Origin of the sequence: Paenibacillus dendrobii (assembly GCF_009807035.1) — a bacterium.
GTDB lineage: Bacteria > Bacillota > Bacilli > Paenibacillales > Paenibacillaceae > Paenibacillus_AQ > Paenibacillus_AQ dendrobii.
The window spans coordinates 455,167-467,026 of sequence record NZ_WUBI01000004.1 but is presented as its reverse complement, the minus strand read 5'-3'; the positions used below and the strand labels follow the sequence as shown (position 1 = coordinate 467,026).

11 protein-coding genes are annotated in these 11,860 nt (G+C 50.3%); 2 read left to right on the top strand and 9 right to left on the bottom strand.

Translation table 11 applies throughout. The features are described 5' to 3' along the window. Positions 1–12 precede the first annotated feature (12 nt). Both GRF59_RS23340 and mobA read right to left on the bottom strand, forming a co-directional pair. A complete protein-coding gene (locus GRF59_RS23340) occupies positions 13–699 on the bottom strand; it encodes a TorD/DmsD family molecular chaperone (protein WP_160500107.1) in 687 nt (228 codons plus the stop codon). A 227-nt stretch (positions 700–926) separates the two neighbouring features. Continuing rightward, positions 927–1,574: a molybdenum cofactor guanylyltransferase gene (gene mobA, locus GRF59_RS23335; RefSeq protein ID WP_160500106.1), complete on the bottom strand. Its 648-nt coding sequence runs from the start codon at positions 1,572–1,574 to the stop codon at positions 927–929. 200 nt (positions 1,575–1,774) lie between these two features. On the opposite strand from mobA, the gene GRF59_RS23330 reads away from it, so the two are divergent. Continuing rightward, on the top strand, positions 1,775–2,995 hold the full coding sequence (locus GRF59_RS23330; RefSeq protein ID WP_341480128.1) for an MFS transporter: 1,221 nt from the start codon (positions 1,775–1,777) through the stop codon (positions 2,993–2,995). A gap of 152 nt (positions 2,996–3,147) precedes the next feature. Here GRF59_RS23330 and GRF59_RS23325 read toward each other — a convergent pair whose 3' ends face one another. Together GRF59_RS23325 and GRF59_RS23320 are read right to left on the bottom strand one after the other, a co-directional pair. Further along, positions 3,148–4,845 (bottom strand): glutamine--tRNA ligase/YqeY domain fusion protein, encoded by a 1,698-nt coding sequence (locus GRF59_RS23325; protein WP_160500104.1) that lies wholly within the window; start codon positions 4,843–4,845, stop codon positions 3,148–3,150. 33 nt (positions 4,846–4,878) lie between these two features. Then, positions 4,879–5,082, bottom strand: a complete 204-nt coding sequence (locus tag GRF59_RS23320; RefSeq protein ID WP_160500103.1) for a hypothetical protein — start codon at positions 5,080–5,082, stop codon at positions 4,879–4,881. A gap of 122 nt (positions 5,083–5,204) precedes the next feature. On the opposite strand from GRF59_RS23320, the gene GRF59_RS23315 reads away from it, so the two are divergent. Beyond that, positions 5,205–5,753, top strand: coding sequence for a GNAT family N-acetyltransferase (locus tag GRF59_RS23315; RefSeq protein WP_160500102.1), 549 nt, complete (start codon positions 5,205–5,207; stop codon positions 5,751–5,753). Between the two features lie 76 nt (positions 5,754–5,829). On the opposite strand, the gene GRF59_RS23310 is transcribed toward GRF59_RS23315, so the two are convergent. The 5 genes from GRF59_RS23310 to GRF59_RS23290 all read right to left on the bottom strand — a co-directional run bounded on the left by GRF59_RS23310 (position 5,830) and on the right by GRF59_RS23290 (position 11,657). Continuing rightward, positions 5,830–6,504 (bottom strand): MOSC domain-containing protein, encoded by a 675-nt coding sequence (locus GRF59_RS23310; RefSeq protein WP_237391993.1) that lies wholly within the window; start codon positions 6,502–6,504, stop codon positions 5,830–5,832. Between the two features lie 82 nt (positions 6,505–6,586). Continuing rightward, positions 6,587–7,372, bottom strand: coding sequence for an SDR family oxidoreductase (locus GRF59_RS23305; RefSeq protein WP_160500101.1), 786 nt, complete (start codon positions 7,370–7,372; stop codon positions 6,587–6,589). Positions 7,373–7,604: 232 nt separating this feature from the next. Next, a complete protein-coding gene (locus GRF59_RS23300; protein ID WP_160500100.1) occupies positions 7,605–8,129 on the bottom strand; it encodes a GNAT family N-acetyltransferase in 525 nt (174 codons plus the stop codon). 62 nt (positions 8,130–8,191) lie between these two features. Continuing rightward, positions 8,192–9,418 carry an MFS transporter gene (locus tag GRF59_RS23295; protein WP_160500099.1) on the bottom strand — a complete coding sequence of 409 codons (1,227 nt, stop codon included), beginning with the start codon at positions 9,416–9,418 and terminating at the stop codon, positions 8,192–8,194. Positions 9,419–9,590: 172 nt separating this feature from the next. Next, entirely contained in the window at positions 9,591–11,657 is a 2,067-nt protein-coding gene (locus GRF59_RS23290; RefSeq protein ID WP_160500297.1) for a molybdopterin-containing oxidoreductase family protein, read from the bottom strand. Positions 11,658–11,860 lie beyond the last annotated feature (203 nt).

Here is an 11,860-nt window from a genome sequence, read left to right as displayed (position 1 = left end):
TGCGCTCTATTTTCAAGCCAATTCTTTTCGCAACAGCCGGAGCATCTGCACATCATAAGGTATAAACTCGCCCAGAACATGGCCAATCTCCCGGTACAGCAGGGTTTGGGCGAGAGCCGTGAGTTCTTCCGAGAACTCAGGGGTCCATTGCATCAAATGATGTTCCAGAAAATCGATCTGCGTATCCAGCCACATCAACTGGCATTCCGGCATACCTTGCGTGTCATCCATATGCTCGCCGGCTACAGCGATGAACTCCAGCTCAATCGTAAGATGATCATCCTTCTCGCTCTGCAGCTTGTTGAATACAATGCCACAGCCCGCATAGGCCTCCCGAATTTGCTGCAGGCAGCGTTGACCGCTGCGCTGATCCGTAGCACGGTACATGCTTTCGCAAACGCAAGGGAGGACAGCATCGGAACAAGCAAACAGCCGCTTGTACTCTCTTGTTTCTTCCTCACAGACTTGAGGCAGCTCGCAAGGTTCCAGCTTACTCAAGTATTCCTGCAACCGTCGTCCTCCTACCGTCAGACCCAGTTCCTCACGCATTGCGGCCTGACGCTGCCACGATGCCATCTGCGACAAGCTTGGCGGATCCTCCAAAAAATCAATCAGCAGCTGGTATACCCAGCCTCTTCCCTGAAGCCAGCGAGTTCCTTCCACGGTGTCCAGCAGTGTCTCCACAGCCATCGTCGTCATAGCTGAATCCTCCTTTATCAAGGTCCTTATCATAAATGTCTCCACTCTTCATTAAAAACGCAAGACAAGATATCGCTTTCCTGTTCCTGATCTCACCTTAACCTAAAATAGAAAGCTCATATGTGATATTATTCACATCAAATAATAAAACGGCAAGTTATATTTAAAATTTTAATAAAATGTTCAAAATTGAGTTCTTTAATGTCTTTATCATAGAGGAAGCTGCCTCAGCTCAGCTCCCCCTCTTCTTTTGCCTGCCTTTGCACTGCCAACGTATAATCCTCCGGGTTGTTCATATTAAAAAACGCACGACTTGCTTCCATGCCCGTTTCATGAAGAAGGACTTCTTCCGTAATGTATTGAACCCGAAGCTGTGCAAGCCAGTCTGTCATCCTAAGCTTCCCACTCTTCAACGATTCCTCAAGAGCCGGAAGAGAACTGATGTGATAAGCTCCGAGCAGAGGCTGTACTCTTCCATCTCCGATTGGAATCATTGCCTGGCAATTGGATTCGCCCGTATCGCTGATTTGTACCTCAGCCACTGTCTTAACTAGGAAGCGGAACAGATCGGAAGACACAAAAGGCATATCACAAGCCGCCACCATGATCCAGGGAGTATTGGCAGCCTGCAGTGCAGCATGAATGCCGGACAGCGGCCCCTGCCCCGGGAACTGATCCTCTATGATTTTCTTGCCAAGCTCCCGGTAAGCATTAAGGTCATTAGCTGAGATGAGAATATCCTGAGCTACCTCCGACATCGCGCTAATAATGGTATCGATGACCTTTTCGCGGCCGACCGTGAGCAGTGCCTTATTTCTCCCCATCCGGCTCGACTGTCCACCTGCCAGCACTACGCCCGTTATTTCTATTCCCATGGCGATATCACTTCCTTTAGCAACATGATATAAGGCCTGGATCCTCAATAAATCCAAACCATGATCGGTTTAAAAAACTTGCAACTGGATACTTTAACAATTAATGGTTTGTATCCCTTTTCAACAAATGATAAAGTGGGATTGGCGGCTTCAAAAAAGCCTCCAATCGTTTTGCATTCGGTCGGAAAGGAATGTGCACTGTGCAGGATGCTGTAAAAAAACAGTCCAAGCTGGCGTCGCTTAAGGCGTTTAATTTTTTAATCTACGGCACCATGGTGATCTTCACCAGCTTTTTTCAATTATACCTGCAGGATGCAGGCATGGACAAACTGGAAATCGGCAGCTTGATGGCGCTGGGTCCCTTCGTGTCTCTTATCGCCAATCCTTTCTGGACATTTTGGAGTGACCGCCTGCAAAACACAAGGCGTATTTTGCTGTTTATGATGACCGGTACCCTTCTGCTCATTCAATTCGTATTCCACGCGGGTACGTACAATATGATCTATGTGGCGATGATCCTTTTTTTCTTCTTTCAGAGCCCGCTTTTCGCGCAGAGCAACACCCTGATCTTGGGATACATCGCGGATAAGCCGCAGAATTTCGGGGCCTACCGCAATTGGGGATCCATAGGGTGGGCCGTCGTTGCCATCTCCGCAGGGCTGCTCATTGACCGGATCGGAATTTCCAGACTGTCGTTCCTCGTTACGGGCATTCTGCTGCTGGCTATAGGTACGGTTCTGCTGCTTCCCCCGCTGCGGGCAGCTTCGGAAACGCCGCCCATCCGCCTCAGAGGATTCGGAACAATAGTCATCAATCGCTACTTCGTCGCGTTTACGCTGCTTGGCGTATTGGTCTCCGTGCCCAATGTTATGAACAATACATTCATGTCGCTGTATATTACGGAGCTTGGCGGCTCCAAGACGATGGTTGGACTAGCCATGTTTCTCTCATCCTTCCTCGAGGTTGCCGTGCTCGTGCTCTTTCATCGCTTCCTGAAGCGATCCCTCACTACTCTGATTGGCTGTTTGGCCTTGGTGAGCGTGCTCTTTTGCATACGCTGGCTCCTCATGGCAGGTGCCACGCATCCCCTTGAAGTCGCGATCATTCAGATTATGCACTGCATTACTTTCGGCGGCTACTTCTTTGTCGGCACGCAGGTCGTCAGCCAGCTCGTACCTCCGGTACACCGCGCCTCTGCCCAGTCCCTGTTCACGCTGACTTGGAGCGGAATCTCCGGCATGATAGGCAGCTTGGCCGGCGGCTGGCTGTTTCAGAACTTCGGCGGACAGGCTATGTACAATACCGGTTTTATGCTGGCCATGTTTGGAGCCATCGGCTTTATTATCATGTGGTACTGGCTGCGGATGCAAGGTCACCACAAGGGCGATTCAACGGAGGCCGAACTGGAAGAACTGCTCTAGGCGCAGCACTGATATGGGAAACATCGTTTCCAGCAATCTCATTCGCCAGGCGGAAACATAATATCCATACGATGTAATAAAAAAAGGCCAGGGCCCAGAGAGAACATCTCTAAGCGCTGGCCTTTCTTCTGTCTCAATGATTCAACATCTTTTTATTTAGGGAGCTGAAATGAGCTTTTCATTGACACGATCAAGTTAAATACAGGTTGCCCCGGTTTGGAATACTTCGGATCCACGTTGAAATATCCATGGCGGAAGAACTGGAATTTATCCTGCGGCTTCGTATCTTTCATCTCCGGTTCCACGAACCCGTTCAGTATTTCAAGGGAGTTTGGATTGATTTCATCCAAGAACGTCTTCTCCACTTTCTCTGCTTCTTCTGCGCCTTCGATTCCTTCCACAGCCTCTTCTTCCTTCGGCTTCATCAGAGGCTCATAGAGACGGAACTCGGCCGGTACAGCATGGGAAGCTTCGACCCAATGGATAGTACCTTTCACCTTGCGACCCGTAAATCCGGAGCCGCTCTTGGTTTCCGGGTCATAGGTGCAGTGAATTTCGGTGACGTTTCCATCCTCGTCTTTAATAAAATCATTGCACTTAATAAAGTACGCATTCTTCAGGCGAACTTCATTGCCAGGGAAAAGACGGAAGTACTTATTCGGAGGGTTCTCCATAAAATCATCCTGCTCGATGTAAATCTCGCGCGAGAACGGAATTTGACGGCTTCCCATCTCCGGATTTTCGGTGTTGTTCTCAGCTTCCAGCCACTCGACCTGGCCTTCAGGATAGTTCGTGATGACCACTTTGAGCGGCTTCAGCACAGCCATGGTACGCGGTGACTTCAGCTTCAGATCCTCGCGCACGAAATGCTCCAGCATTTGCAGATCTATCAGGCCTTGGCTCTTGGAAATGCCCGTTTCGTATACGAAGCTGCGGATCGCTTCCGGGGTATACCCGCGGCGGCGAAGTCCTGAAATCGTCGGCATGCGCGGATCATCCCAGCCGTCCACGATCTTTTCATCCACGAGCAGTTTCAACTTGCGTTTGCTCGTAAGTGTCTGCGCGACATTCAAACGTCCGAATTCATACTGATGCGGCGTGCTTGGCATTTCGCATTCCGCAATCACCCAGTCATAGAACGGGCGTTGGTCTTCGAACTCCAGGGAACAGAGCGAGTGCGTGACGCCTTCAATGGCATCCTCCAGCGGATGGGCAAAGGCATACATCGGGTAGATGCACCACTTGTCACCCGTATTGTGATGGACTACATGGGCAATCCGGTAAATGACAGGGTCTCGCAAATTGATATTCGGCGAACTCATGTCGATTTTGGCGCGGAGCACCTTTTCGCCGTCCTTGAATTCACCTGCGCGCATGTGGCGGAACAGTTCCAGGTTTTCCTCGATACTGCGCTCGCGATAGGGGCTGTTTTGACCCGGCTCGGTCAAGGTGCCGCGATTTTCGCGGATCTGATCGGCGCTTTGATCATCCACATAAGCTTTGCCCTTTTGAATCAGCAGTTCAGCGCGTGTGTACATCTCTTCAAAATAATCCGAAGCGAAACGTTTTTCCGCCCAGTCATAACCGAGCCACTTCACGTCTTTCTCAATGGAGTTAACGAATTCAACGTCTTCCTTCATTGGATTTGTATCGTCAAAGCGGAGATTCGTCGAACCGCCGAACTCCTGCGCTAGCGTAAAGTTAATCCAGATGGCCTTGGCATGTCCAATATGCAAGTAGCCGTTAGGCTCAGGCGGAAAGCGGGTAATCACTTTCTGGACCTTGCCGGACTCCAGGTCATCCGTAATTACGTTCTTAATAAAATTGGAGGGGGTGCTTGGTTTCTCCACAGTAATCAACCTTTCATCCTGAATTATGCCGCTTCAATAGAATGAAACGATGGCAGTTTTCTGCCCCACTCTATATCTATTCTGTATAAGCGTGTTTCCTTTAAATATACCTGTAATGACCGGATTGTTCAACGATTCCGCCGGATGACCCTTTTCACAAGCCATACGATCAAGTAAATATCCAGTATGAAAATCATCAGCTCTACCAGATAACGCGCTTTTTTTCAAATAGAGCATGCGCTCACTTCTCCTTAACCGATAGAAAAATAATCAATAAAATTCATCCCCATCCGTTTTGACGAGGGCTTTTGAATAGGGTAGCATGGAAATAAAAGTTAGGAAGGACTGAAGTCATCATCATGTTTTCTTATGCACTTGACGACCACATTGAGCTCAAGCCATTGGCACTCCAGCATGCACGTCCTTTATTCCATTTGACGGACCGATCACGTGTTTCTCTGCGCGAATGGCTCCCTTGGGTCGATGCTATCAGAGAAATAGAACATACCGTGAATTTTGTGCGTAACGCGATCAAGCAAGGAGCGGAGAATGGCGGTATTACCGCAGGAATTTGGGTTGACGATGAAATGGCCGGCATCATTTCTTATCATCAAATCGACTGGCATAACCGATCTGTCAGTATCGGGTATTGGCTTGGCCGGGAATACGAAGGCAGAGGAATCATGAGCAGTGCTTGCCGTACCTTCGTAGATTACGCCTTGATGGATATGGATCTTAACCGGGTGGAAATCCGGTGCGCCACAGGCAACCGGAAAAGCCGCGCGATACCGGAAAGGCTCGGGTTTGTACTGGAAGGCGTTATTCGGGAAGCCGAGCAATTATCACATGGAAGCGTTAATCATGCCATATACGGAATGGTGCAAAGCGAATGGAAGCTGTTGCGTTAACCCATCCCGATGAGAGATATGTACATACGAAGCCGCCTGTCCATTGAAGGAGCGGCGGCGCTTTTTTTTGTATTTGTTATACTTCATTCAGCCAAGCTTGAAAATTATCCTTTACGCTGGATGCCAATGCATCCAACTCCAGCATTCGTCTCAGTTCGATCGGGTCCGCTTGACTGCGGCCCAAGGCCATCTGCCGTAGTACGGATGCCACGCTGACCTGCATTGGATGGGATTCACGCTTGATGACTTGAGAAGTCCCAGTCAAGCTGCCCACCTGCAATACGCGGAGATAGAATCCGCTGTATCCGGTATCCAGCACGCGGGCCGGAAATTCTTTAATGCCGTGCTTGCTTGAAATTTTGAAGCAGGGAAACCTGGGCTGGCTGACCTGTACGACCACTTCCCCGATCTCATACACATCTCCAATGTTCACTTCATTCTCCAAAAAGCCCATAACCGTTAGATTCTCGCCGAAAGCCGCATAGTCCAGCTTTTTACCAAACTGCTGCTCCCAATACGCATAATGTTCAAAAGGATACACACAAATGGCTTTATCGGGACCGCCATGATTTTTCAAATCGGCCTGTCCGTCTCCGTCCATCTGCGTGCATCCTACGAATACCGGGCCCTCTACGGGCTGTTTATGAATACCTGTAACCAGCGGCTTTCCCTGATAATCCACTGTTATAGGTTTGCCTACGTTCACTGAAATAATCCGGCGAACCGGTTCCGTTGCTTCCGCCCTCATCATGAGTCCTGCTCCCCCTATGTATTGATGATTCTCATCATAACAGAAGAACACGGCATGGCTCAAAAAGTATTTAAAATGAAATCTATAAGGCTTCGACCAGACCGCCATCAATGACGAGCGTGCTGCCTGTAATATAAGTGTTAACTCCGGACAGCAGAAAAACAACCGCCTTCGCGAATTCCTCAGGCTCTCCGTAGCGTCCAAGCGGGATTTCCTGCTGGGACTGCTCTTTCATCTCCTCGGCCGTGATTCCTTTCGCCTTGGCCTTGCTTTCATCCAGCTTCTTGATGCGATCCGTTGCAATACGTCCTGGCGCAACCGTGTTCACCAGAATGCCGTACTGTGCCAGCTCTTGCGACAACGTCTTGCTCATGCCCGCGACTCCCGTGCGGAAGGTATTCGAAAGAATTAATCCGGGGATCGGCTGCTTAATCGAGCTCGACGTCAAATTGACGATATGACCGCCTTTTTCCTTCATCAGCGGCAATGCGCATCGTATCGTTCGCACGTAGCTGAGCAGATTCAATTGGAATGCCTTCTCCCAATCTTCATCGGTAAAGGATTCAAACGTTCCTGAAGGAGGCCCGCCTGCATTGTTGACGAGAATATCAATACGGCCGAAGGTTTCCGCCGTATAACGGATCAGACCTTCCACCTCATGCGGAATCGTGATGTCGGCCGCATAATATTCGATCTGTCCGCTGCCGAGCTGCTGCAGTTCCTGCTGTACCGCCTCAAGCTTATCGTCGTTGCGGCTGCTGATCATGACATCCGCTCCCTCCTTCACGAGCTCTGCGGCAATAGCCTTGCCGAGACCTTGGCTGGAGGCGATGACCAGCGCCTTTTTGCCTTGAAGTTGCAAATCCATAATGACAACCCCTTTTCTTAATATATAAATTATAGTTTTTTTATTATCATTTGAAATGCTGCAATGATCCCTGATCACAAAGACACAGATACCCCATATTACACATTTACATCCCGGGACAAACAGGAAATTTCTACTAATTGGGCTTGTGCCATATTTCCTTATATCTTAAAAAGGACCTTCACATCGTGAAAGTCCATATATTCACTCTATTCATTTAAGAATAAGTCCGTCACACCAAAATATCAAATTTAGGTCTTTCCTCCAGAAAACAGGCCATCCAGATCTCATCCACATACTTGCCTTCCACCTGGTATTCCTCCATGAAGCGTCCTTCCTCCACAAACCCGCATTTGCGGTAAAAGGCTATGGCTCCTGGGTTGGTCGAAAGCACTCGCAGTTTCAGTTTCAGCTTTCCCTCTTCCGCGGCCCAATTCTTGGCCGCGCGGATCAATCTTGTGCCAAGACCTTCACGTTGATAAGCGGGATGTACGGCGATATTGATCTCATAGACATGCCTGTTGCCCGCAAGACCGGTAGGGTGGCGAAAACCGACGTACCCGCATACGATCCCGTCAGCCTCAGCCACAAGCTGGGATGCCGGGGGACAGTGCTGAAGGAAATCCTCTCTGGATGGCCAGAGCAGTGGTTCGGGCGCTGTTCTTTCGGTCCACACCAGCGCATCGATGTCCATCAGAGACTGGGCATCTTTGATTTGGGAAAGCCTGATCGTCAAAGTCTGCTGATGAAGCTTCATGGGTTCACACCTCTTTTTTTCAAGAAACTTACTGATGCCGGATTCCGGCGTTTGCACCCAGGCTAGCCGCTAACCGACTCCGCCAAAGATCGTTCCGCGGCACGGTTGCGTACCGAATGAATGACGAAAAAGGCTACGGCTACAATCGCAATGACGATGGAGAGCCACGCTACCGGCTGAAGCCCACCCTGGTCGTATAGTATGCCCATGAAATAAGGACCTACCATGCGGCCAACAGCCGTCATCCCGCCTGTCAGTCCGATATAGAAAGGGGCCGCTTTGAAAGCATGATCCGAGATAAACGCAGGGACCGCCGGAGAAACGAGCATTTCCCCCAACGTGGCCAGCACCATGGCAAACACCATGCCCCCATAACTGGGCAGCATCAGAATGACGATATAAGCCGCCAGGTAAAAGATGCTGCTGGCCGTCATTTGTGCCGATGAGGCTTTGGCAAACCAGCGTTTAATCCATGTGGTAACCGGCTGTGCAACAAAGATCAATATTCCGTTTAGCGTCCATAAAAATCCGTAGGAGCTCTTGTTCATGCCTTCAGATATAATATGCGGCGAAACCCCTGTGTTCCAAATCGAATTTCCAAACCACAGGAACAGGGAGCCTAAGCCCAAATACAAATAAATTCGCGTATTGCCAAGCAGTGACGGGATGCTTTCCCTTGCTTCGGCCTTGCTCTTTCTCTCCAGATGCACAGGACCCTCCTGCTTGTCCAGCCGGTTCAAATAATTCAGGAAGAACATCGCGAACACGGCGGAAGTGACCCCGTTCAGAACAAAAGTTAAATGGTAAGATACATCGGCAAGAAAACCGCTAAGCGCTGTCCCCAGCGCCACGCCGATATTATTGGCGACATAAATGACATTAAACAGCTCGCCTCGCCGGTCAGCGAAGCGGAAACCGACAAAGGCTTGAATGGCTGGCATGGAAACGGCATTGCACAGTCCGATAAATCCCATCATCACCATATAAACCATCCAGTGCGAGCTTATAAAAGGCAGCGTAAACAGTCCAAGTGCGTTGAGACCAAGCGAGCCGACGATGAGTCTTTTCACTCCTACGCGATGGTATAATGCCCCGCCCAGAAGCTGCCCAATAATGCCGCCGAATGCCTGGATCATCACGACCAGTCCCGCATCCGCCATACTCCGTCCCAATTCATCAAAGACATACATTGTGGTCAGAGGCCACATCAGCGATCCACCGGCGGAATTGATTAGGCTGGCTGCAAGAAAAATTTTGACTTCCTTCGGATAGGATTGCAGAAATTTCATATGTTTTTCTCCTGTTAGCAAATTACGATGAAAGACATGCCATTTCAGGCTTAGGTAAAATCAACTCACAAAACCACCAAAAGCCCCCAAAGGGGCTTTTAGGAAATGAGGTTTCACGCTTTTCATGTCCAAGAACCAGTATCCATCATTATCGTAGTCCCGGCAATAGCTCTCACTGACGCTTTACTTGGGCAACGGTCGAAAAGAAAGTGGCTCCTCCGCCCATGTCTGCCAGCCGGTCCGCCGTCAAGGCATTGGCACGCTGCTTGCCGCCCTTGCCATCCCACCATAATCCCTGGCTGATGACCGTCCCCGGCAGCATTTTATCGGTAACCAAGGCTTTGAGTTCAAGCTGTCCACGCTGATTATAGATACAAACCATATCCCCTTCGTTGATCCCCCGCTCTGAGGCATCCTGCGGATGAATCTGCAGCTGCGGTTCCTTCTCCAGCCTCTGATGCTTCTCGACGTTGGCAAAGGTGGAATTGAGAAAGTTATGATTCGGCGGCGAGATGAACATGAGCGGATACAGCTCGTCTTGTCCAGGCCGGCTTACTCCGTCATAACCTTCCTGCAGCGGTACATATTCCGGAAGCGGAGGCAATCCCGCCTCCTGCATGGCTAAAGAATATAACTCGATTTTGCCGGACGGCGTATTCAGCCGATCCAAATACGACGCCTGGGCTGTCATATCCAGCTTCACGAACCGTTTCTCCTTTAGCGCCTCCAGCGTCACTCCGTTTAAATACGGGTTCTCGGGAAATTCAAGCGCACCTGCGATCATGTCTTCCTCGGATTCAGAAAAGGCATGCTCATCTAATTCCATCGCGCGACCCAGCATGGCGAACAGCTCCACATTCCCTTTCGCCTCGCCTATCTTCTCAATGACAGGCTCCTGCAGCTGTACGAAATGATGCCAATAGGAGCCAAACAGCTCCGTTGTCTCAAAGGATGAGGCCGCAGGCAGAACGATATCGGCATACTTGGCCGTGTCCGTCATGAAAAGATCATGCACTACTGTGAACAGATCCTCGCGGGCAAAACCTGCCTGTACGCGCTCAGTATCCGGTGCAACGACCAGCGGGTTGCTGCAGTATACGAATACCGCTTTGATCGGCTGCTCCTGCATTTCCAGCGCTTCGCCGATCCGGTTCATGTTGATGGTTCTTGCTTCCGGATTCGGACGCAAATCCGGCCGCTCCAAGTAGTCGCTGTTCATGGCATTGTATCCGCCGTTGGTTTTGACCGCGCCGCCACCCTTCTTCAGCCACTGGCCGGTCAGCGCCGGCAGGCAGGCAATGCTTCGTACATTCATGCCGCCGTTGTCGTGATGCTGAAGTCCGTTGCCAATGGCAATAAAGGAAACAGCCGCCTCCCCGTACATACGTGCCAGCTTCTCGATATCCTCCGCAGGGACTCCCGTAATGGCCGAGACCGAGTCAGGCGTGTAGTTCTTCACATGCTCGCGAAGCTCCTCATGACCCAATGTGTAGCGCTGCATGAACGCCTCGTCCGTCCACCCGTCCCGAAACAGGATATGCATAACGCCAAGCGCAAGCGCGGTATCCGTACCCGGATATAGTGGAATAAACCAATCCGCCCACTGGGCCGTACGGTTCTTATGAACATCGATGACGACGACCTTCGCGCCGCGCTTGCGCGCCTTCTCGGCATACACCACCTGGTGCATGTTCGTGCTCATCAGATTGCCGCCCCAAACAATGATGAGATCGGCAAACTCCGTATCCTCCGGCGATGTCCCGCCCTTGAAGCCCATCGTGTACTTCCAGCCGGCATTTCCGGCGGAATTGCATATCGCTTGATCTAACTTGCTCGCGCCCAGCGCATTGAAAAAACGGCGATCCATGCCGTCGACGCTGAGAATACCCATATTGCCGTAAAAGCTATAGGGCAGAATGGACTCCGGTCCATATTCCTCGATCAGCCCTTGGTATCGTCCTGCGATCTCTTGCACCGCTTCCTCCCATGTAATCCGGGAGAATTGTCCAGAACCCTTCGGTCCCGTGCGCTTTAAGGGATACAAAATACGTTCTTTATGATAAATCCGCTCCGTCATGTTGCGGACTTTGTTACAAATTGCTCCCTGGGTCACCGGATGCTCAGGATTACCGGTCACTTTAGTGATTTTCCCGTCTTCCTTATGCAGCAGAAGGCCGCAGGTATCAGGGCAATCCAGCGGGCAAACCGCCGGGAATACGCCATTTTTCTGTTCGATCATTCCCGCTACACTCTCCTCTGAACTTTCCATGATCATATGCTCTTCTATTATCTTAATCGGCGACAGAAGAATGCGCAAAGAAAATCGAATGATGTTGTTTCACTTTCGGGAGTACAGGGTAAACTTCAAATAAGAGCATAAAGCACTTGGGACGACGACTCGTTCCGCCAGCTATGCCATATCATGGACCACTCCCAAAAATT

What these genes read in the sequence shown, in the direction of transcription:
- GRF59_RS23315 (WP_160500102.1), top strand. Translation starts at nt 5,205, where the DNA reads ATGTTTTCTTATGCACTTGACGACCACATTGAGCTCAAGCCATTGGCA.
- GRF59_RS23290 (WP_160500297.1), bottom strand. Translation starts at nt 11,657, where the DNA reads ATGATCGAACAGAAAAATGGCGTATTCCCGGCGGTTTGCCCGCTGGAT.
- GRF59_RS23310 (WP_237391993.1), bottom strand. Translation starts at nt 6,504, where the DNA reads ATGATGAGGGCGGAAGCAACGGAACCGGTTCGCCGGATTATTTCAGTG.
- GRF59_RS23305 (WP_160500101.1), bottom strand. Translation starts at nt 7,372, where the DNA reads ATGGATTTGCAACTTCAAGGCAAAAAGGCGCTGGTCATCGCCTCCAGC.
- GRF59_RS23300 (WP_160500100.1), bottom strand. Translation starts at nt 8,129, where the DNA reads ATGAAGCTTCATCAGCAGACTTTGACGATCAGGCTTTCCCAAATCAAA.
- GRF59_RS23320 (WP_160500103.1), bottom strand. Translation starts at nt 5,082, where the DNA reads ATGCTCTATTTGAAAAAAAGCGCGTTATCTGGTAGAGCTGATGATTTT.
- mobA (WP_160500106.1), bottom strand. Translation starts at nt 1,574, where the DNA reads ATGGGAATAGAAATAACGGGCGTAGTGCTGGCAGGTGGACAGTCGAGC.
- GRF59_RS23295 (WP_160500099.1), bottom strand. Translation starts at nt 9,418, where the DNA reads ATGAAATTTCTGCAATCCTATCCGAAGGAAGTCAAAATTTTTCTTGCA.
- GRF59_RS23340 (WP_160500107.1), bottom strand. Translation starts at nt 699, where the DNA reads ATGACGACGATGGCTGTGGAGACACTGCTGGACACCGTGGAAGGAACT.